This window comes from Brevibacillus ginsengisoli (genome assembly GCF_050113715.1).
Classification (GTDB): Bacteria; Bacillota; Bacilli; order Brevibacillales; family Brevibacillaceae; genus Brevibacillus_H; species Brevibacillus_H ginsengisoli.
In genome coordinates this window covers 277921-300605 of sequence record NZ_JBNJQR010000001.1, presented here as the reverse complement: position 1 = coordinate 300605, position 22685 = coordinate 277921, and the positions used below count along the sequence as shown (strand labels likewise).

At 45.6% G+C, this 22685-nt stretch carries 18 protein-coding genes; 2 read left to right on the top strand and 16 right to left on the bottom strand.

Translation table 11 applies throughout. From position 1 onward, the window contains the following. Positions 1–29: 29 nt before the first annotated feature. The 12 genes from ACQCN2_RS01605 to ACQCN2_RS01550 all read right to left on the bottom strand — a co-directional run bounded on the left by ACQCN2_RS01605 (position 30) and on the right by ACQCN2_RS01550 (position 16054). The gene (locus ACQCN2_RS01605; RefSeq protein ID WP_426927132.1) at positions 30–932 is read right to left on the bottom strand and encodes a 4Fe-4S dicluster domain-containing protein; all 903 of its coding nucleotides are present in this window, start codon (positions 930–932) and stop codon (positions 30–32) included. 341 nt (positions 933–1273) lie between these two features. Beyond that, a complete protein-coding gene (locus ACQCN2_RS01600; protein ID WP_426927131.1) occupies positions 1274–2608 on the bottom strand; it encodes a sigma-54-dependent transcriptional regulator in 1335 nt (444 codons plus the stop codon). A gap of 15 nt (positions 2609–2623) precedes the next feature. Then, a complete protein-coding gene (locus tag ACQCN2_RS01595; protein WP_426927130.1) occupies positions 2624–4696 on the bottom strand; it encodes an ATP-binding protein in 2073 nt (690 codons plus the stop codon). After that, complete coding sequence (locus ACQCN2_RS01590; protein ID WP_426927129.1) at positions 4696–5697, bottom strand: ABC transporter substrate-binding protein; 1002 nt, start codon at positions 5695–5697, stop codon at positions 4696–4698. The genes ACQCN2_RS01595 and ACQCN2_RS01590 overlap by 1 nt, the downstream gene beginning before the upstream one ends. A 174-nt stretch (positions 5698–5871) precedes the next feature. Further along, positions 5872–7266 (bottom strand): sodium:solute symporter family protein, encoded by a 1395-nt coding sequence (locus ACQCN2_RS01585; RefSeq protein ID WP_426927128.1) that lies wholly within the window; start codon positions 7264–7266, stop codon positions 5872–5874. Positions 7267–7363: 97 nt separating this feature from the next. Further along, complete coding sequence (leuB, locus tag ACQCN2_RS01580; protein WP_426927127.1) at positions 7364–8446, bottom strand: 3-isopropylmalate dehydrogenase; 1083 nt, start codon at positions 8444–8446, stop codon at positions 7364–7366. A gap of 110 nt (positions 8447–8556) precedes the next feature. Next, positions 8557–10095, bottom strand: coding sequence for a 2-isopropylmalate synthase (locus ACQCN2_RS01575; RefSeq protein WP_426927126.1), 1539 nt, complete (start codon positions 10093–10095; stop codon positions 8557–8559). Between the two features lie 86 nt (positions 10096–10181). Further along, positions 10182–11207, bottom strand: coding sequence for a ketol-acid reductoisomerase (locus ACQCN2_RS01570; RefSeq protein WP_426927125.1), 1026 nt, complete (start codon positions 11205–11207; stop codon positions 10182–10184). A gap of 50 nt (positions 11208–11257) precedes the next feature. Beyond that, positions 11258–11758: an acetolactate synthase small subunit gene (gene ilvN, locus ACQCN2_RS01565; RefSeq protein ID WP_426927506.1), complete on the bottom strand. Its 501-nt coding sequence runs from the start codon at positions 11756–11758 to the stop codon at positions 11258–11260. Then, entirely contained in the window at positions 11758–13491 is a 1734-nt protein-coding gene (gene ilvB, locus ACQCN2_RS01560) for a biosynthetic-type acetolactate synthase large subunit (RefSeq protein ID WP_426927124.1), read from the bottom strand. Before ilvB ends, ilvN begins: the two co-directional genes overlap by 1 nt. A 666-nt stretch (positions 13492–14157) precedes the next feature. Further along, entirely contained in the window at positions 14158–15327 is a 1170-nt protein-coding gene (sat, locus tag ACQCN2_RS01555) for a sulfate adenylyltransferase (protein WP_426927123.1), read from the bottom strand. Between the two features lie 28 nt (positions 15328–15355). Next, positions 15356–16054 carry a phosphoadenylyl-sulfate reductase gene (locus tag ACQCN2_RS01550; RefSeq protein ID WP_426927122.1) on the bottom strand — a complete coding sequence of 233 codons (699 nt, stop codon included), beginning with the start codon at positions 16052–16054 and terminating at the stop codon, positions 15356–15358. Positions 16055–16368: 314 nt separating this feature from the next. On the opposite strand from ACQCN2_RS01550, the gene ACQCN2_RS01545 reads away from it, so the two are divergent. Continuing rightward, a complete protein-coding gene (locus ACQCN2_RS01545; protein WP_426927121.1) occupies positions 16369–17991 on the top strand; it encodes a nitrite/sulfite reductase in 1623 nt (540 codons plus the stop codon). Positions 17992–18015: 24 nt separating this feature from the next. Next, positions 18016–18228, top strand: coding sequence for a DUF3906 family protein (locus ACQCN2_RS01540; protein WP_426927120.1), 213 nt, complete (start codon positions 18016–18018; stop codon positions 18226–18228). 31 nt (positions 18229–18259) lie between these two features. Here ACQCN2_RS01540 and ACQCN2_RS01535 read toward each other — a convergent pair whose 3' ends face one another. The 4 genes from ACQCN2_RS01535 to ACQCN2_RS01520 all read right to left on the bottom strand — a co-directional run bounded on the left by ACQCN2_RS01535 (position 18260) and on the right by ACQCN2_RS01520 (position 22624). Next, a complete protein-coding gene (locus ACQCN2_RS01535) occupies positions 18260–19105 on the bottom strand; it encodes an alpha/beta fold hydrolase (protein ID WP_426927119.1) in 846 nt (281 codons plus the stop codon). Between the two features lie 22 nt (positions 19106–19127). After that, on the bottom strand, positions 19128–20045 hold the full coding sequence (locus ACQCN2_RS01530; protein ID WP_426927118.1) for a PadR family transcriptional regulator: 918 nt from the start codon (positions 20043–20045) through the stop codon (positions 19128–19130). 246 nt (positions 20046–20291) lie between these two features. Continuing rightward, the gene (locus ACQCN2_RS01525; RefSeq protein WP_426927117.1) at positions 20292–21464 is read right to left on the bottom strand and encodes an aminotransferase class I/II-fold pyridoxal phosphate-dependent enzyme; all 1173 of its coding nucleotides are present in this window, start codon (positions 21462–21464) and stop codon (positions 20292–20294) included. Positions 21465–21481: 17 nt separating this feature from the next. Next, the gene (locus tag ACQCN2_RS01520) at positions 21482–22624 is read right to left on the bottom strand and encodes an aminotransferase class I/II-fold pyridoxal phosphate-dependent enzyme (protein ID WP_426927116.1); all 1143 of its coding nucleotides are present in this window, start codon (positions 22622–22624) and stop codon (positions 21482–21484) included. Between the last annotated feature and the right edge of the window lie 61 nt (positions 22625–22685).

Here is a 22685-nt window from a genome sequence, read left to right as displayed (position 1 = left end):
TTTTAAAAACTGCTGCAAGTGACTGAGATTTATTTCAGATAAATCACTCGTGGCTGTGTACCTAATTCTTCCTTCAGACGAAACGCTCTCGGGCTAGAGGCAAGCTTGGAAACGATACTATTCGGATCGTTCAAATCGCCAAAATAACGCGCGTCGCCAATACATGTTTCCACACACGCTGGCTCTTCCCCGCGCTGTAGGCGATGATAGCAAAAACTACATTTACGTACGGTTTCTTGCGGGATCTTTCCTTTTTTCCTTTCCCCGCGCTCCACCCCATATTCCGGACTGGTCACATCGTTATAGCCCATCATTTCCTGCTCATAACCATCACCAAAATCATAGGACCTTGCTCCATATGGACAGGCAACCATACAGTAGCGGCAGCCAATGCATCGATCATTATCAATCGTCACAATACCATCATCAAGCTTATAAGTTGCTCTCGTTGGGCAAACCTGTACACATGGTGGTTTATCACATTGCATACACGGCCTTGGCAGATTCACTAGCGAGATGTTAGGATAATCACCTACAAGGGTTTCAAGAACAACATTGTAGGACATTCCCGGCGGTGTTCTATTTTCCGATTTACAGGAAACGGTACATGTATCACATCCAACACATTTTCTTAAATCAATGACCATGCCCCATTTAGGGCCAGTCCCTTTCTTTTTCGTCGTTCTTGTATGGGTGTCGCTGCTGGCATATTGAGCACCAAATTCCTTCAATAACGAAGCTGAATAAAGCTGATGAAAAGCTTCTATTTTTAAGGTTCCATTTACGACCTTCCTTGCATCATTAGCCATATTTAAACCTAATTTGGTATCATATTTGCTTTTTGAAAGCTCTTTTTGGGCATCGGGCACGAAATGATCAGCAAGTTTGGCATATTCGTTTGGTTCTAAACCTTTTTTTGTTTTCAGCGCCATGATGAAACTCCTCTCCTATTTTGCGAATGGTTCGGAAACTTAACTTCTTAAAGTCTTTTTTAGGTATGGCCAACCGTTCGACTAATCATTGATAGCATTTTGCCACTTCCTTTTCTTTTTTGATTTCACTTATAAAAATGCAACTACTGTGCCAATTCTTTTCTCTCTCCACTTCCGGGAAGTTCCTTTGGTTCATGATGGTCAAGTCTTGATGTATCAAGCAATTTTATTCATTTCAAAAAAAAAAGTGACAAAAGGGCTTTTTCCCTCTTGTCGCTTTTTTGGACAATTTGTCTAGAATTGTTTTTTTATATGTCATTTTGTCAAATCAAACCAAACTATCACTCATTTAACCCGTATTGTTCAATTTTCCGATATAGATTCCGTAAACTAATACCAAGGATCTCAGCTGCTCTCCTTTTATTCCATTTCATTCGCATCAACACATGACCGATATGATCCTTTTCTACTTCCTCCAATGTGCAAAGTTCCCCTTCTTTCATTTGTACTTCCGATGGCTTTTGTGTTGGCAATAGCAAATCAGCTGCTTCAATAGTACCGCCGCTCGATAATAACATCCCTCTTTTAATTAAATGGTCGAGTTCCCGCACATTCCCTGGAAAATTATATTGTTGCAATGCTGTCAAAGCATTCTCTGATAGGGCTTTTACAGAAGACTTCCTTTGCTCCATAAAGTATTGGATTAATAGTGGAATATCCTCTTTTCGTTTACGGAGAGGCGGAATGGTTAATTTAACGACATTTAATCGGTAAAACAAATCCTCACGAAAATTTCCTTTACCCACTTCTTCTTCCATAATTCGATTTGTGGCTGCAACTACACGGACTTTTACTTTTCTTTCTCTTACATCCCCTACACGACGAAATTCACCAAGTTCAAGGAAACGCAGCAACTTAATTTGTAAGGCTAAAGGCATTTCTCCCAATTCATCCAAAAATAATGTTCCGCCATCAGCTGCCTCTACAAGCCCCTTCTTATCTTGGTTTGCTCCGGTAAAGGCACCTCTTGCATGCCCAAATAATTCACTTTCAAGAAGCTGCTCCGATAGGGCTCCTGAGTTCACAGCTACAAATGGCTCTTCTCGGCGACAGCTCCAATAGTGCAACGCTTTAGCAAACAGTTCCTTTCCTGTTCCACTTTCTCCCTCAATTAGAACAGGTATATCACTATCCGCAATGCTGTGGGTTAAATGAATAACTTCCGTAAAAATAGAGCTTTCACCAATAATCCTGAAATGATTCTGTTGCTGGATAATTTTTTTCATACTGTCGTTTTTTGCTTTAAGTAGCTTATTTTCCTCAGCCTTTTTAATGATTAATTCTAACTCTGACAAATTGTAGGGCTTTGTTAAATAATCGAATGCACCTAATTTCATCGCTTCAATCGCGGTTTCAATTGTCCCATGTCCCGTAAGCATAATAATTTCCGTCTCAGGGGCTATTTTTTTTGTTTCCTTTAACAACGAAATTCCGTCCATCTTAGGGAGACGAATATCATAAATAGCAATATCAAACAGTTGCTGTTTTAATAACGCTAGTGCATCTTCAGCAGTATCGGCTGAAGATACCTCGTAACCATTCCGTGAAAGTCTTTTCACTAGAAGACTTACCAAATCTTTTTCATCATCAACAATTAAAAGTCTTGTTCCACTCATGGGAATCTCCTTCCGTTACCTTTTATTAATGGGTATTCGGACTTTTACAGTAGTTCCCGCTCCTACTTTACTCTCCACTTGGATCGTTCCGCCGAATTCTTCTATAATGCCATAACATACAGATAGCCCCAGGCCCGTCCCTTTTCCAACGGGCTTGGTCGTATAAAAGGGGTCAAAGATTTTCCCCAGTACCTCAGGCTCGATTCCACAACCGTTATCCACTACCTGAATGCACAACAGATTTTGTTCTACTCTAACAGAAATCGTAAGCTGTCCATCATCTTCCATTGCATCCATTGCATTATTGATTAAATTGACAATCACTTGCATTAATTTTAAGCTATCTCCGAACAGAGCTGGCAAGTCATGCGGAAGATCTGTAGTTAGCTTAATTTGCTTTTTTTTCAATGTGGATTCGACTAGATGAATACTGTTAGCAATTGTTTCATTTATATCTAGATGAGTCATAGTCCAATTTGATTTTCTAGAAAAGTTTAATAAATTACTAGTGATCCGTTTACATCTTTCGGTATTTTCTTTAATTTTCGTTAAGTATAATGCCATTTCTTCTTCATCTAACTCTGCATCTTTTTGTTCCAATCGGTCAATCAAATCCTCCGCGAATACATTAATCGTCGTTAGTGGATTGTTTACTTCGTGAGCAAAGTTCGATGCCATTAATCCAAGCGCACTTAGTTTATCTGTTTGGATCATTTTTTCTTCCATTTGCTTTTGCTCGGTTATATCTTCAATAACAATTAAGTACTCTCCCTCCCCTTCCATAGCATGATTCAGTGGAAAAACACGATGGTTAAAAATTCTTTCTTCTCCATTTTCTCCTTTGGTCTTCATAATGGAATTCCCGTTCGTATCAATTTCAGGGGAAGTGATGGGACATTTCTCACAAACTTCCTTTTTCCCCCCTAACAATGTGAAACATGGTAATTGTACACCTTGATGATGTATCCATTTTTGCAGTAAAGGGTTCATCCAAGTTACCTGATAGTCTTTCCTGACAAGCGCTAAGCCTGATTCGATGCCATTGACAACAACACTTAGCCTTTCTTTTTCTTGCTCCAGCTTAAGTGACTTTTCTTGAAGTTCGTTGCTCATTTCATTGAAAGATTCTGCAAGTTTTCCTAATTCATCCTGACGATTTAATTGGATTGGACCTGGGTTCCTTCCAGTTTTTAAATAATTCATCCCTTTTTCCAAATAGATGATCGGTGTTGTGAAATAGAGCCCGGCGTAGACACTGATGAGACTGACAATAATCGTGACGATTGCCACGGCATATAACCCATTTCTGAACAGATGATTGATCGGCTCGTACGCCGTAGATGCAGGCTGCTCCATCACTAGTGTCCAGCCTAAGCTGCCAATTTTAGTTTGAACACCAAGTACATCCCGGTTATTTAAATTGGGAATTTTCTTCCATAATTGACTGTAATCTTGATGAGCAATCACTTTTCCATCATGGTCCAACAGATATAAATAGCTTGAATACTCCTGCCTAAGTGATGAAATTTTACCAATTATTTTTTGCAGTTGAATGATTGCCCCTATCCCTTTTTGTTTTCCATCCTCGCCAAATGGGATCATTACCCTCATAATCGGTTGTCCGAATTGATTAAATTCAACCTTGCCATAGGCTTTACTCTTGGATTGAAAATCAGTCCAGAGGGCATCCGAAAACCATTTTTCACCTTGTAAAGGAATATTTAAGTTATAGCGCGATACCTTTTTTTGAACGTAACCTAAATGATCCATTATGACAATTTCCTCTATTGACTCATTTTGCTGTAAGAGATCATAAAAGAGGCTTTGCTGCTTCCCCTGTTGCTTAAAGGCAATAGCCATTTGTAATTGCCGGAATGTCTGGTTAAACTCCAATTCAATTTCACTTGATAGGTTCTGAAGAATTAATTTCTGGTTTACTAGGATCTTATTTTCAAGTTCCGCTTTCACATTCGAATAATAATAGTAACTAATGAACAAAAGTGGCAGTATCGACATCATCATTCCAAATACCAACACTTTTATACGGATCGGTTGGGAAGAGAGCCAATTCCCAATTTTCCCTTCCATTATTTTGCCCCCTTCCGATCTGGAGTGGTAAATTCAGCTAGGTTTACCATCTCATTATTTATCTTAATGCCTAGTTCATCTTTGACTTTTGTATTAATAAAAAAATGTATCGTATCGGGAAGCTCTACCGGAAGGTCTGAAGGAGAATTCCCTTGGATAATTCGACTAACATACCTTGCAGCTTGATATCCTTGTTCTTCAAAACTTGCCCCATAGCTTGCAAGAATTCCTTCTTCTACTTCATTTCCGGATATCCCCATTACGGGAATTTTGTATTCTTTGATTATTTCTGCTAATTGATCTGTAAGTGATTCCATGCGAAAGCCAGGCAGAATTAGCAGCGCATCATTTTTTTGTACATTTCGACTTAAAAAATAGTTAAATTCCCGATCACTTACATTGACAGGGATTAACGGTAAAGATAGCCTCCTGGCAGAATCCATCGTATTTTCTAAGCTCAGCACACTAACTTTCATTTCCTTGTCATAGAGAACAAAGAACCTTTTGGCGGAAGGTACTAATTGATGCAAAAGTTCCAATCTTTTTCCTGATAGACTCGTATGATAGTTATTAATGCCTGTAAAAATTCCGCCAGGGGAACGGTAATCTTTAATGAAGCCAATCTCTTTTGGAGCTGCAACCCCAGCAAAAACGACGGGGATTTTTAGATTCTGTTCTTCCATCTTCTTTTTTAAGGTTAAGGTTTCAACTCCTCCAAGCGTAACAATAAGATCGGGCTTTTCTTTTATTAGTTCATCGATTATCTCTTTTAAAGTATTTTCGTTATCCATGGCATTTTTCACATCAAATTGAATTGTATCTGTCTTATACCCAAGTTCATCCAAGCCTTTCTTCAGACCAGTAAGCTTTTCTATTCTACTCTTTCCCATCATGATTACTCCTACTTTAGTCGGAGGATTTTCACGATAACTACTATAATTATTTAATAGGACTGAAATAATCACCACGATGAGAATAAGAAAATACCATTTCGTTTTCATCTGTTCTAACCCCTAACCTCGTCTTCCTTACGTCTTCCCTTTAACCATACTGAATAATAGACCGATCTTACCGATGTAAAATGGATAATTATATGAATTTTCATGAACATAAAAATAGGGTCGTCCCTAAAAGCTTACGCCTTTGGGGACTGACCCTTCTAACCAGATAGGTTTTCAGTAACTATCATTTAGTGAAACTTTCATCCTCTTTGCCCACTTGCCGATAAGTAAACCTAACAAACTAACCGCTCCCCCGATATAAAATGGGTCAATTCCCGTAACAGGAAACAGCGTCCACGCCCACACGAGGGAACAGATTGGGGCTCCCCAGACACTAAAAGCCGCCCACTTCGGATGAACCGCTCCGAACTTCAACAAGTAGGCCATAACCGGAAAGAATAGGGTAACCCCACGTAAGGTCATCGACAAAAACGCCCATTCCAGGATCAATGAATTCTCGCTCGAACAAACCACCAAATAAGCGAGAAGAATGGAGAGAAAGATAAACAATCGAGAAACTCCCAGCTTGACCCTGTCTCGTTGAAAACGTACCGTGTATCGCTGGATCACATCCTGGTTGATAATCGTGCCAATGCTTAAAGCTAGGGCCGCCCCTGTCATGACAACCGACAGCAAGATGACGCCATAGGCTGTTCCCCCTACCCAGGCTGGGGTATAGGCTAAGAAAAACTGCGTAATGGCCTCACGTGGCGCAAGCTCAGGATTATGCTCATGCATAAACATGCCGATCCACGCACTCAACAAACCGATGATGATAATGATGATTCCAGCCATAAATGAGCCGTTTCGCGCATCTTTGGTACTCTTCGCGGCAAAAACTGGTTGCAAATACGCTTGTGTAGAAAAAACGCCAATCAACATGGCTCCACCTTGCGCCCAAACAGAACCCGCTCCACTCGACACCAACGAGAGTTTACCCCCCACGTACCACTTCTGATAAATGGAGAACGGCAAAATGTCCGCAAAATAAATTCCTGTTCCCACCAGAAGAGTTAGCAGCAGAACAGTTTTCAGTGATCCAACCTGACTGGCCCCGATGAATCCTCCAAGCAGAACATACGCTAGAATTAACACGGCAGGAACAATCGCTAGAATCGCTGTACTCGCTTGTCCAAACGTATTGAGCACAGGCAGAGCAGCCAGAATTTGCGCAATTAATTGAATAAACATCCCGAGTGACAAAAATATGCTGGCTCCCAGCTGAGCCGTCTGACCATGCAGCTTGCCAACCAGTGCTGGAAGCGTCTCTACTTGCATCGCCCGCAGTTGTCCAGCAAACACCCCAAGCAGGATGATCGCCAAACCGCCCCCTAAGGTAAACCAGACCGCCGTCAAGCCATGGCGAAAGGCCATTTCCCCTGTCCCAATTATCGATGTTCCTCCAACAAACCCACCAACCAGCGCCCCCATTACGGTACCCACTCGAAGTGTTCCACTTGCATTGGTGAAATCGCTTGCTTTATGTATTTGACGTTTGGCCGCGATTCCTGTCCAAACCGTCAGGAGCAACACCAGACAAAAACCAATCAAAAAACCGCTTGAGACCATACCTACCCCACTCTCTGCCCATCGTTGGTGACCTACGAAAAAAGATATACCCTCTCCAATAATAGAGAGGGTACATCAATGCAACATCACTATAAACCTATTGACCAAGCTCCGTCAAGACAAGTTTCCCCATTTCCACCGTTCCGATCGCGGTACTGCGATCAACGGCAATGTCTCCTGTTCGATGACCCGCGTCCAGCACGGACCATACCGCTTTCTCCACGCGATCCGCGGCTGCGTCAAGTCCTAGGGAATGTCGCAGCAGCATGGCGGTGGAGAGAATGGTTGCGAGTGGATTGGCGATTCCTTTGCCCGCAATATCTGGAGCGGAACCGTGAACGGGCTCATACAATCCAAAGCTTCCATCGCCCAAGCTTGCTGAGGCAAGCATTCCGATGGAGCCTGTCAGCATGGCGGCTTCATCGCTTAAAATATCTCCGAACATGTTCTCGGTGACGATCACGTCAAATTGCTTTGGAGCGCGTACCAGCTGCATGGCGCAAGAGTCTACCAGCATATGAGACAACTCGACATCCGGGTAGTCTTGAGCAATTCGGTCGGCAATTTTTCGCCACAGACGGGAGCTTTCCAGCACGTTCGCCTTATCGACAGAGACCAATTGTTTTTTACGTTTTCTGGCAATCTCGAATGAGACTCGCAAAATACGCTCGATTTCTTCTTCATCATAAATCAATTCGTCCGAAGCGACTTCGCGTCCCTTTGCATTCGTGAAGCGTTTCTTTTCTCCGAAGTAGATTCCCCCGGTAAGCTCACGCACGACGATCAGATCAACCCCTGCTACAACCTCTGGTTTCAATGAAGAGGCGTCGACCAAGCTTTCATGCATGTTGGCAGGACGGAGATTGGCAAACAAGTTCAATGCCTTGCGAATTCCGAGAAGACCGGTCTCAGGGCGCAGATGACCAGGGTTCTGATCCCATTTGGGTCCGCCTACCGCTCCAAGCAGTACGGCATCCGCTTCCTTGCAGATCCGAACGGTTTCTTCAGGAAGTGGAGTTCCTTCTTCATCAATGGCAATTCCACCGATCTTCCCGTAGGTGAACGTGAACTCAACATTCGCTTGCTCGGCAATAAGTTGGAGAACCTTAACTGCTTCACTCGTGATTTCAGGTCCGATTCCGTCACCAGGTAGAACTGCTATGGTATATGATTTTGTCATTTGCATCCCGCTCTTCTTTCCTTGATTTTTCTGTTTTCTCTATTTTCCGTTTCACCCGTTCTGATCGGCTTCTTTCTTCCTATCCTCTTTATCTCATCTCAAACGGTCATTTACTCGACGGTACTTGCGACGAGCGTCTCTCCCCGACGTTCCAAGATTTTATTAATAGCCCTTACATAGGCGATAGCGCTTGCTTCCAATACATCCGTGCTGACCCCACGCCCTTGTACGGAGATATCGTTCTGTTGCAGACGAACATACACTTCACCTAAAGCATCCTGCCCATGTGTTACCGAGACAATCTTGTAATCCGCTAAAGTAACTTCTTCTCCTGTGGCTCGATCAATCGCCTTATAAATCGAATCCACGGAACCATTACCGCATGCGGCTTCCTCAAATACGCTGCCGTCTGGCTTGCTTAAACGGACACTAGCTGTTGGCATGGAGAGATTTCCGTATGAAAGCTGAAGTGACTCCAGCTTAAAGCTATCGCCTGTTTCATCCTGCTTGGCGTCCACAATCGCCAGAATATCGCTGTCGCTGACTTCCTTTTTCTTATCGCACAGTTCCTTAAAGGCGGCAAAAGCGGCATCCAGCTCTTCAGCTTCAAGGTTAATTCCCAAATCCACCAGCTTATCCTTAAACGCGTGGCGACCCGAGTGTTTACCAAGAACCAGCAGATTGGATTTGAATCCGACGCTCTCTGGACGAATAATCTCGTAAGTCGTGACGTTTTTGAGTACCCCATCCTGGTGGATACCGGATTCATGGGCATACGCATTCGCACCGACAATGGCTTTATTCCCTGGAACAATCATCCCCGTATGACGACTAACCAGTTGGCTGGTGCGAGCAAACTCTTTTAAATGTAAGGCTGTCGTTGCTTGATAGAAATCTTTTCGCGTCTCCAGCGCAAGCGCTACTTCTTCGATCGCCGCGTTTCCCGCGCGTTCACCAATTCCGTTAATCGTTCCTTCTACTTGTGTCGCGCCCGCTTCGATAGCAGCGAGACTGTTCGCTACCGCCATCCCTAAATCGTCATGGCAGTGACAGCTTAGCTTGACTTTATCGACATCAGGAACCAGGCGTTTCATTTCACGGAAGATGTTGCCGTATTCCATCGGGGTAAGATAGCCGACTGTATCAGGCAGGTTCACAATCGTTGCTCCTGCTTGAATCACAGCCTGCACAACCTCCGCAAGGAAATCAATCTCCGTACGACCCGCATCTTCACAAGAAAATTCAACCTCTCCGAAAAACTTTTTCCCATATTGAACGGTTGCCACCGCGCGTTCCAGCACTTGTTCCTTGGACATGCGCAGCTTGAATTCACGATGAATCGGGGATGTGGCCAAGAATACGTGCAGACAAGCATTTTGGGCATTTCGAAGAGCCTCATACGCTTTATCGATGTCATTCTGAGTTGACCTGGCCAAACTTACAATCGTCGCATTCTTGACTCGACGAGCTACTTCTGCCACGGAACGCAAATCGCCCGGGGAGGCAGCAGCAAAACCGGCTTCAATTCGAGAGACGCCTAGTTTTTCCAGTTGGAGGGCAATCTCCACCTTCTCATTCATGCTCAGGTTTACGCCAGGCGATTGCTCACCATCCCGCAGCGTCGTATCAAAAATCTCAATCGTCCGCATTGCTCTCCTCCTCCGTTTCGATCCTATTTTTCATGCTTTCTCTCCACTCTCGCTCTTGAGTTCTTTTCTCTATTTGGATGCTTTACTTAGCTTTGTTGACCAACACCTGCTGGCTTCTTCACTTCTTTTTTAATCCACGCCATCATATCGCGCAGCTTCGAACCTACTTGCTCAATACCATGCTCAGATTCAATACGGCGGCGAGCGTTAAAGGCTGGGCGGTTTGCCTGATTCTCCAGTATCCAGTTGCGAGCGAACGTACCATCTTGGATTTCAGCCAATACTTTTTTCATTTCTTGGCGGGTTTCGTCTGTAATGATGCGACGACCTGTGCTGTAATCACCGAATTCAGCTGTATCACTGATGGAGTAGCGCATGCGGGCAAGGCCGCCTTCGTACATCAAATCGACGATCAACTTCAATTCGTGCAGGCATTCGAAGTATGCGATCTCTGGGCGGTAGCCCGCTTCCACCAAAGTATCAAAGCCTGCTTTTACCAGCTCGCTTGCACCGCCGCACAGAACCGCTTGCTCACCGAACAGGTCTGTTTCGGTTTCTTCACGGAACGTCGTTTCAATGACACCCGCGCGCGTACATCCAATGCCGCTTGCGTAGGCCAAACCCACTTCATACGCTTTGCCGGTCACATCCTGATGAACCGCGAGCAATCCGGGAACCCCGAAGCCTTCTGTGTACACGCGGCGAACCAAGTGACCCGGGCTTTTGGGAGCAACCATCAATACGTCTACATCAGCTGGCGGTACGATTTGACCGTAGTGGATATTGAATCCGTGGGAGAACACCAACGCTGAGCCTGGACGCAGGTTTTGCGCGATTTCCTCACGATACACTTGGGCTTGTTTCTCATCTGGAATCAGGATTTGAACTACATCAGCCTGTTTGGTTGCTTCGGCCACAGAATATACTTCAAAACCGTCTTTTACCGCTTGTTCCCATGACTTGCCTTGACGAAGACCTACAACGACACGAATTCCGCTGTCACGCAGGTTTTGCGCTTGCGCGTGCCCTTGGCTCCCGTAACCGATAATTGCAACTGTTTTTCCATAAAGAGCCTGTTTGTTTACGTCTGTTTCATAAAACATTTTTACCATTGTGTATATCCTCCTTAAATGTATCTGTTTGGTTTATTAGGAACTGCCATTTAGGCATGAACTTCATGTGAGACAATACTTCTGGCCATCGCCATAGAGCCTGTGCGGGTCAATTCGCGAATGCCGTACGGCTGAAGGAGAACAAGCAAAGCATCAATCTTATCGGTATCCCCTGTGGCCTGGATAATCAAGGATGTAGGTCCAATGTCGACAATGGTGGCCCGAAACGGTTCTACAATGCCGTTGATTTCGGCGCGTTGACTAGGCGTCGCGTCTACTTTAATCAGCGCCAATTCCCTTGAGACCATCGGATTATCACTTAAATTCGTCACAGAGATGATGTCAATCAGCTTGATCAGTTGTTTCATGACTTGATCGAGTCGTCTTTCATCTCCGGCTGTTGTGATGATCATGCGGGACAACCCAGCTTCTTCTGAGCTGCCAACCGTAATGCTGTCAATGTTGCAGCCTCGTTGACCAAACAGATTGGCCACTCGGGTAAGTACTCCAGGATGATCATTTACCAGTAAGGCAAGCGTATGTCTTTGCATCATTCATCCCCCATTACCATTTGATCCAGCGTGTGACCAGGGGCTACCATCGGGTACACATTCTCTCCACTGTTCACGCGAAAATCGATGACGACAGGTCCATCATGTTCAAGCGCTTCGGCCCAAACCGCCTTCGCTTCTTCCAAGGTGCTGGCCCGAAGTCCCTTTACCCCAAAAGCTTCTGACAGCTTCACGAAGTCCGGACTGTAGGAAAGATCGATCTGGCTATAGCGGTTGTCGTAGAAGATCTCCTGCCACTGGCGAACCATTCCAAGCACCTGGTTGTTGATGATGACAATTTTGACTGGAAGATTGTATTGTCCGACAATCGCTAACTCCTGATTGGTCATTTGGAAGCCGCCATCACCGACAACCGCAATCACTGTGCGTTCTGGATAGGCAAACTGCGCTCCAATCGCCGCTGGAAAACCAAATCCCATCGTTCCAAGCCCACCGGAGGAGATCAGCGAGCGCGGATGCTTGAACTTGTAAAACTGCGCCGTCCACATTTGATGCTGACCAACGTCTGTTGTAATGATCGCCTCTCCATTGGTCGTTTCGAACAGAAGCTCAATGACTTCCTGCGGCTTCAGAACGTCGCTCTTCTCATACGAGTAAGGATGTTGCTGTTGCCATTCTTTAATCTGCTTGATCCAATCCGCAGAATCACAGGCTTTTGCTTGCGGCAGCAGCTTTTGAAGCGTACTTTTTACATCGCCGGCAATTTTGACGTAGGTGTTGACGTTCTTGCCAAGCTCGGCGGGATCAATGTCGACATGGATGATGCGAGCCTTCGGAGCAAACTCCTCGGTTCTTCCCATCGTGATCCGATCGTCAAATCGCGCCCCCAGACAGATTACTGTATCTGCGTTCAGCAAGGCGTAGTTAGCGGCGTAACTTCCGTGCATCCCTGGCATGCCGAGAGCCAGTTCATGCGTACCTGGAAAGCCTCCTAAGCCCATAAAGGAGTTAATGACCGGGATTTTGGTTTTTTCAGCAAATTCTTGCAATTCAGGGTCTGCCTGTGCCGTAATGATTCCGCCGCCTGCAAGAATCACTGGACGCTTCGAATCCCTGATGGTTTGAATAAACTGTTTGATCTCTTCATCGGACGGTTCCAACGTTGCCTGGTAGCCGCGAACGGAAACGGACTCAGGATACTCGAAGATACACTTGGCGTTTGCCACGTCTTTGGGGATATCCACCAGCACCGGACCCGGTCTGCCTGTCGTCGCGATATAGAAGGCTTCCTTAATGGTTCTCGCCAAATCGCGGACATCTCGGACGAAGTAGTTGTGCTTCGTGATCGGCAAGGTGATTCCGGTGATATTCGCTTCCTGGAAGGCATCCGTACCAATCAGACTCTGAGGTACGTTACCCGTGATACAGACTAGCGGCACGGAATCCATCTGGGCCGTCGCGATTCCTGTTACCAGGTTGGTTGCCCCTGGGCCTGAAGTAGCGATCACGACTCCGGGTTTACCTGATGCGCGGGCATATCCATCAGCTGCGTGAATGGCTCCTTGTTCATGGCGGGCTAGCACGTGATTGAGGTAGCTGCTGTACAGTGAATCATAGATCGGCAGAACCGCTCCCCCCGGGTAACCAAACACGAATTTCACTTGCTCCAAAATCAGGCAACGCAGCAGGATTTCTGCTCCTGTCATCTCCTCGCCCAGTCCAATATCAGGCAGGTTCTTCCTTCCAGTTAATTCGGCGGCTTCAACACTCATTTTCTCTCCTCCTCTTCCTCTGTTCCCTTCTCTGCATTCCTTTGTTTGTGTGTGAAGAAAAGACTTCGTCCCTTCCCCCGTTGCGCGAATGGAAAGATCTATCACTTTACCGCTGTATAGCAATAAAACTTTTCGATATGATAAAAAACCTTCCATCCCCAAGACAAATTGTTCATGTCATTTGGGGCGAAAGGTTTCGCGGTACCACCCAAGTTCATCAGCGCCTCACAGCAAGCCGACCTTTTCCAGTCGAATCATCAACTGAAACACGGTAACGAGTGTCAAACGGCCTTACCTACTCTCCACCCGAGGGCAGATTTCAGCAGACGGCTCCGAGGCGAGCAATCGAACGCATTCTTACCCGTTTCTCATCATCCCGGGCTCTCTGTGGAAGAAGGGGCGAACGATGTTATCCTCTTCAATGCCTGCAAATATATGAAAGATTTAAATTTTTTGTTTTGTCTGAAAATAAATGTTACGACTGATTATAGACAGGTAAATGTGGGGTGTCAACGGAATAAAAATCTTTTTATTTGACAAAATTCCGAACGATTGTTCAGTAAAAAACCGCATAACAGCGCCACTTTTACTATGTAAGCGGATTCATACATTCAAAAAAATTTCCCCTCTGATCACAAAGGGGAGTCCATTAGTCGATTAAATTGTTCACTGAATTGTCATTTTATTCTGCATGCCTTTTATTAACACACGGGCAACCTCTGGGCGGGAGAATTGCGGCGGTGGTGTCTGACCGTTGCGCAGCAGCTCACGAACTTTTGTCCCGGAGAGAGTCAGGTGGGCGGAAGGTTCATGCGGACATGTCTTTGTCGTCGCCATGCTGTCACATTGGGTGCAATAGAAACTATGTTCAAAAAATAACAAGGTGATCCCCAGCTCTTCTTCCGTAAAATTCGAAAAAATATGCTGGGCATCGTACGTGCCGTAGTAATCCCCGACTCCAGCGTGGTCTCTCCCTACAATAAAGTGCGTGCAGCCGTAATTTTTACGGACCATCGCATGAAAAACGGCTTCACGTGGTCCGGCATAGCGCATGGCCGCCGGGAACGCTCCGAGAAATACACGCTGTTTGGGATAGTAGTTCTTAAGAAGCACCAGATAGCTTTCCATTCGGACCTGTGCCGGCACGTCATCCGACTTGGTTTCTCCCACAAGTGGGTTCAAAAACAGACCATCTACTATCTCCATGGCGGTCTTTTGAATATACTCATGGGCTCGGTGAACTGGATTGCGGGTTTGAAAGCCTACGACTGTCTCCCAGCCTTTTTCCTTAAAAGTTGCCCGGGTCTCGGCTGGCGTGTAGTGATACTCGGGAAAAAGTTCAGGATCTGGCTGTCTCAGCACATCAATCGGCCCGCCAAGGTAAAGGGAAGGCCGTTCGTACAGCTTTTTGACACCAGGATGATTCTCATCGGTCGTACGGTATACGTGCAAGGCTTCCTTTTGTTTGTCCGGTGTGTACTTGCTCTCAACCGTCAAGACAGCGTAATCCATTCCATCCTGCCCCCGCAACAAGACTTGCTCCCCAATGGCCACATCGGCGTAGGATTTGTCTACGGAAAGCGTAATGGGAATCGACCAGATGAGACCGTTCTGGAGCCGCATCTTCTCGACTACTGAAGTATAATCCGCTTCATTCAAAAACCCGACAAGCGGGGAAAAAGCCCCAATGGCAATGCAGTTAAGATCAGAGAGCGTCCATGTGTCAACGGTAATCACGCGCAGGGATGGTATCAAGGAATGAAGCTTTTTTGAAGCCGTTTCTGATAATAAGCGATTCACCAGTTGCCCGCCATGCGGCAGGTTTTCTCGTTCCATTCATTCTCCTCCTAGATCATTTGTTAGATTATTGGTGCAAACCACACTCTGTCTTGGTAAAACCGGACCAACGTCCCGCTCGCGGATCCTCGCCAGGCAGTACTTGACGCGTGCAGACACTGCAACCGATGCTCGGATAATTCTGATCGTGCAGAGGATTATATGGAACATCGTTCTCATAGATGTAATTCCATATGTCCTTGTTCGTCCATGAGGCCAACGGATTGAACTTCACTAATTGAAATTTGCTGTCCCACTCCACCTTCTTGGTGTTGGCTCGTGTAGGAGCTTGATCCCGGCGTATCCCGGTGATCCATGCGTCATATTGACTTAACACTCTATTTAAGGGTTCAACTTTACGAATATTGCAGCATTGATTCGGTTCGCTTTTCCAGAGTTCATCTCCATAAATCTTTGCCTGTTCTTCCAGTGTCAATACTGGAAGCATCTGAACAAACGAGATACCGTAGCGTTCCTGCAAACGATCGCGGGTCTGGTACGTCTCCTCAAAATGCTTGTTGGTATCCAAGTAGAAAATGTTCGTGTCAATAGCAATTTTGGACAGCATGTCAATCAGGACTACATCCTCCGCTCCAAAGCTTGTGGCAAGTGTTATCTTCGAACCAAATTGTTTCGTCGCCAAAGCCAAAATTTCTTCAGGAGTTTGATCCTCCAAATCATCAGCCAAGAGCTGAATCTCCTCCTCAGATAACGGGCGATTTGTCATTAGCAATTCCCTCCTTGAAAGTATTGCACTCCATCTTATGATAGGCGGGCTCTTGTGGATACATGGCCGATCAAAGATGAATACATCATTTAATCCAATAATTCCAATCGGATTTAATAGTTATTAGATTACGTGGCATCTTTACGCCTGTCAATACGGAATTGTCAGAATTTAAAATCCGCAGATTATACCTCTATTTAGCGGGAATTTATTTAAATTTTCTGGTTGACCTCGATACAGTCGGACGTTATACTCATTTCATATTATTCCGATTAATTTGGTTGGTTTTATATAATCACAGGGAGGGTGTTAGCATGACAACGAGTGGGATTAGGCCGTGGGAACAAGATCCAAGCAAGCTCAGCAAATTGGAACTCGTCAAATTGAATCGTGATGGGTTGGATATCATTAACCTAATCCGTGAGAAAGCCAGCGGGGGCTATGAGGCATTCAGCGAAGAAGATCTTGGTTTCTTCAAATGGGCAGGTGTCTACGAGCAGAAACCAAAGGACGGACACTTGATGATGCGCGTGCGTATTCCTTCGGGGATCTTGAATAGTGATCAGGCTCGTATGTTAGCGGAGATTAGCCGCGATTATGGTCGAGGCCTGATTGATGTGACGACTCGGCAAGCCGTTCAGTTCCATTGGTTGCAGGTTCAGAATTTACCGGATATTTTTGATCGATTGGAGCGAGTTGGCCTATTCTCTTATCAAGCCTGTGGTGACGTGCCGCGGACGATTATCGGCAACCCGCTGGCAGGTATCGATCCGAACGAGCTCATGGACACAAGCTCGCTGGTTAGAGAATTGGAGGATTTCTTCCTGCTGAACCGTGAGTTCTCCAATTTGCCGCGCAAGTATAAAACGTCGATCTCCGCCAACATCTACAATACAGCCCACGCAGAGATTAATGACCTTGCCTTCACGCCTGCCAGCAAAGAATTAAACGGAGAAAATGTCATCGGATTCCACGTCTGGGTCGGTGGTGGGCTGTCCGCTAAGCCCTATTTGGCGAAACAGCTTGATTTGTTTGTTCGTCCTGAGGAAGTGTTAAAGGTCGCCAAAGGTGTGACGGAGATTTTCCGCGATTACGGCTTCCGAGAGAAACGCAACCACGCTCGCCTCAAATTCCTTGTAGCGGAATGGGGCCCTGAGAAATTTCTCGATAAGCTGATTGAACTGATTGGTCCGATGCCTGCTCGGGGAACAGATCAAGTAAAAGGCTGGAATGCTGGATACTTCACCGGAGTTCATCAACAAAAGCAGCCAGGCCTGAATTACGTCGGCTTGCTGCTTCCGGTTGGACGTCTGAATGCAGATGACTTCTTCGAGATCGCGCGACTTGCGGATACCTACGGTGATGGTTCCATTCGTACTTGCAACTCCCAAAACCTGATCATTGCCAACGTCCCCGACGCCAAGCTGGACGGATTGTTAACAGAATCATTACTGGAGAAGCTGACCCCTTATCCACGTACGTTTATCGGTCACGCTGTTTCCTGCACAGGGAACGAATTCTGTAACCTGGCGATTGTGGAAACCAAGGCAAGGATGAAAGCTATTGCCACTTGGTTGGATGAGCATGTGGCGATCGACACACCGATTCGCCTTCACGTCAACGGTTGCCCGAACTCTTGCGGTCAGCAGCAAATTGCCGATATCGGCTTGCAAGGCTCCCTGATCAAAACGGAGGATGGAATGAAGGACGCATTCGACCTATACGTAGGTGGAAGCCTTGGACCTGATGCAGCTTTTAACCAAAAACTAAAAGGACGAATTCTTGGGGATCGCGTCGCCCCTGTGATTGGCAGCCTGCTGGAGCAATATAAGCAGCACCGATTGCCTGATGAAAAATACCATCAATATGTTCGCCGAGTGGGAGTTGCCGAAATTCAACAGCAGCTGGACCAGATCCTGGCCGTGAATCAGGTATAAACGTCATCAGAAAAGAGGTGGACTATGTTTCTTTATAAATTGGAGATCATCACAGAGGAGAATCAATCGTTGGTGGCTGTCATCCTAGCTGAAACCGACGAAAAAGCCTTCTCCTATGCCGAAAGCCAGATCCGCAGACAATTTCTTGTTCCTCCTAAACTGACACAAATCTCTCTCGTGGAAAAGAAATACGTAGAAAAAGGAAAAGGATATTTGATTGAGGCCACTGCTTTGTAAGCAGTGGTTTTTTCTGTTAACAAAAGGGTAATTATTGGGATAACAGAAAAGGCAAAATACGACTTGTCAGATGTAGAAGAACATGGCCAGCATCCGGGAGAAGGTTGACTTTTGCATCAGGCAACAATCTGGTAAGCCTCTCTTCTGACTTTTTTGAATGAAGCATCACGTCTTTTTCACCAGCAATGAACATCACAGGCATGGTCAACCGTCTAAGTTCATAATCCGTAAAGATCGGTACTGGCTCCTTGCGAAAATGAAAATGGCGTGCAATTAATTTTACATTCTTTGCTGCCTGTTCCGGAATAGACTGGTTACCATTTACGAGCCGAGTAACTATGTCTCTTCCTTTCTCACTTAAAAGCAAAAGCGGCATTGCCTTAAACATAAATGAAGTTTTCTCGGAGCCAATACCTGAAGGAGAAATTAAGACAATCTTATCGACCTTCGCCGAGTGATTTACAGCAAAATGAATGACCATCCATGCTCCGAGAGAAATACCGATAAAACTTGATTTTTGTAGCTGCAATGAACTTAGAATATCATCTATCCATTCCGAATAGGCAGAGCTTTTCAATGAGTATCGCTTTTCCTCACTCTTTCCAGCATCACCAGGGATGTCAACCGCAAATACTCGATAATGCTTGGAATACTGAGCCATATCTCCAAGCCACATAGACGAGTTTGAACCTGAGCCATGTAAAAGGATTAGTGGCGGCAAGGATTTATCTCCACTCGCAATGATATACGTTTGTCCATAACGCGTAAGAATCTTCAATTCTTCATAAGGAACGGAGCATTGGGCAAGCAGTAAATCATAATGATTGAGTACAGCAGCCCTCCCAGCTTCTGTTTTGTACAATGATTTGTCATTCAATATTTTCACCTTCATTTTATGATCATTTCAAAAGCCAGCTCTCTGCACCTTCTCTTGTTTCAAAAACCCTAAAATGATTGCTTTTATTTGTCTCGGCCACCATTTCCTTAAACTTGCCTTTGTTAACCAACTCCATTGGTATGACAGCCGCCGTTTTTACAGAGTAGTTGATCCATTTTTGAATCATTCTTCCTGCTACGCCTGTTCGAAGTTTGAAAAAGTCTTCCGAAAGAGCCTGACTATGCAACATCAGAAGATTTGTCTCATTTTCGATGCTCAAAGCAACTAGATCCACAGCATCCTGTTCGCTGCTAAGTGGGGTTGGAGCAGAAAGTAATTCGATATACTTGTCGGTTCCGTTCTCGATTAGTTGATAGTTCATATTGATTCTCTCCTCCATCATTTCGTTTTCAAAAAGTTCTTTACGAATTCCTTGAACCCAGTTTAGTTCGTTGTGATAGGAAGATAGCAGGTTTTCGGAAATCTTATTCCACAAAAACACTTCACGCGCGTTTCTACTGGGTGAAGGAACGCCGCGTTTGATTTTTTCCTGCTGGAAGATCAATTGCATTTTGATCTCGTTCTCATAGTTGATCAGCAGATCATGTAATTCCTCGTCACTTAGTTGTTCCGCCCACGCCAATTGAATTAAAAAGGGTTTCCTGAACTCAGGAGCTTCTGGTGTTGAAAGAACCCATTCTTTCAATCGAGCAAGCCCATCATCCGTAATGCTGTATATTTTCTTGGATGGAGAGCTCATCTGATGTTGAATCTCATTCGTCACATAACCTTCATTCAAGAGCTGAACAAGCGTTTTGTAGATTTGATTGTTGTTACCCGACCAATACATTGCGGAAGATTCTTCAAAAATCTTTTTTAATTCATAACCTGTTGAAGGCTTCCAGCTAAGAAGTCCTAGAATGGCATATTTGATTGACATAAAAACACCTCTGGTTGTTATTGGTAACCTATGTTAATAGTAACCTATGTTATTAATAATGTAAATGAGATCGTGCAATACCTATTCACATTTAGACGACTGATGGGCCAATGCTACATTTCCCTGACGTTTAAAGGAGAAGGACGACAAAAAGGCCGTTACTTGGACGTACTGTACGCCACAAGTAACAGCCTTTTGAATCGATTGATATCGTTCTACCCTGATTTCCCAACGTTTTTCTCTTCGTTAGATACTAATCCGTTGCAAACCAACCGGCTCAACCGAAGCCTCAAGCGCCTGCTCCAGATCAGCCGCCAAATCATGCACATCTTCCAGACCGACAGATAAACGGACCAAACCATCCGTAATCCCTCTGCGGTGTCTTTCGTGTGCGGGCATGGAAGCATGCGACATCATCGCGGGATAGGAGAGAATGCTCTCTACGGAGCCCAGACTGACCGCCACAAGCGGCAATTTGACGGCTTGCAGGAAGCGTTTGGCCTGCTCCTTGCATCCCAAATCAAAAGAAAGCACAGCGCCATGTCCCGTTGCTTGACGCTCTTGCAGCGCATGTCCCGGATTATCGAAGAGACCCGTGTAGTAGACCCTCTCGACCAGCGGATGAGCCTCCAGCCAGGTAGCTAATCTGTGGGCGCTCAGCGTGCTTACATCCAGTCGAGCCTTCAGGGTTTTCAGCCCTCTCATCACCAGCCAACAGTCTTGAACGCCGAGAATGGCTCCAAAACCGTTCTGAATCATATACAGTTGCTGCCCCAGCTTCTCATCCTTCGTCACGACGAGCCCCGCCACGACATCGCTATGTCCAGCAATAAACTTGGTCGCGCTGTGAATGACAATGTCTGCCCCTAATGCAAGCGGACGCTGGTAATACGGAGTTAAAAACGTATTGTCGACAATCGTCAGCAGTTTGTGTTGTTGCGCAATCTGGCTGATCGCTTGGATATCGGTCACTTTTAACGTAGGATTGGAGGGCGTCTCCAGGTAAATGCCTTTGGTCGTGGGCCTGATCGCTGCTTGAACTCGCTTGGGATCGGTCGTATCCACAAAAGTTGCTTCAATACCTAATCGCGTAAATACGTTGGTTAAAATCCGAAACGTTCCGCCATACACGTCTTCAGACACAATTAAGTGATCACCGGTAGAGAACAACAGGAACACACTGGAAATCGCCGCCATCCCGGAAGCAAAAGCAAAGCCTCGGCTCCCCCCTTCCAAACCGGCAATTGCATCTTCTAGGGCTTCTCTCGTCGGGTTGCCTGATCGCGCGTAATCAAAATGTCCTGGTTGATCCAAATCAAATTGATGAAAGGTAGACGCTTGATAAATCGGGATACTCGACGCTCCCGTAACCGAATCAATCCCACTCGTCCCATGCAGTAATTGGGTGGCAAATTTCATTCTGATCTCCTCCTCACCTATTGACAAGATTCCAGGGCTTGCGCCAAATCGAGGATAATATCCTGAGCGTGCTCGATGCCGATGGACAACCGCAGCAATCGGTTACAAACTCCGACATGCTCTCTAATCTCTTGCGGAATATCAGCATGTGTTTGAGTGGCAGGATAGGTACAAAGCGACTCTACTCCCCCCAGGCTCTCGGCAAAAGAGATGATCTTGAGGTTGCTTAAGAAGGTCCCAACCATGGATGAATCCTTGATTCGAAATGAAACCATCCCGCTATACCCGCTAGACTGTTTTATTTGGACTTCATAGCCTTGATGAGACGACAGACCCGGATAAAACACGTCTGTCACCAGCGGTTGAGATGCCAGGAAACGAGCGACGAGATAAGCATTTTCCTGGTGTCGATCCATTCGAAGGGCCAAGGTTTTCAATCCGCGAATCAATAACCAGGAGTCTTGCGGACCAAGTACTGCGCCGATTGAATTGTGTAAAAACCGGACTTTTTCCGATAATTCCTCTCCCTTGGTTACAATCAGTCCCGCCAGCACATCATTGTGTCCAGCTAGATACTTGGTCGCGCTATGGAAGACAATATCGGCTCCAATCTCCAGTGGACGTTGATAATATGGGGTCATAAAAGTATTGTCAACAATCACGAGAAGCTGATGATCTCTCGCAATTCCGACTATTGCGTCTATATTAGTGATCTGCATCAACGGATTCGTCGGTGTTTCCACCAGTATGGCTTTGGTGTTGCTCTTGATCGCAGGCAGCACATTGTCTGTCTCACGTAAATCCACATAGCTAAAGGTGAAGCCGTAGCGGGAATACACCTGTTCGAACAGACGATAGGTTCCTCCGTATAGATCAAGCGAAACGATGATGTGGTCCCCTTGAGAGAACAATCCCATGATCGTCTGAATCGCTGCCATACCGGACGCACAGGCAAAACCGGCAGTGCCGCTCTCCAGTTCGGCAATCGCTTCTTCAAGCAAACCGCGTGTTGGATTGGCCGTCCGCGAATAATCAAACCCTGTACTCTCTCCCAAGGTAGGGTGTCGATACGCTGTCGAATGATAGATGGGAAAGCTGACAGCACCCGTTGTTTTCTCTTTTCCCACACCAATTTGAACCAGTTTCGTCTCTACATGCATGTGTATATCCCTCCACTTGTCATCACTTGAGTCTTCCCTTAATCCTGCATAGCTTTGGCCA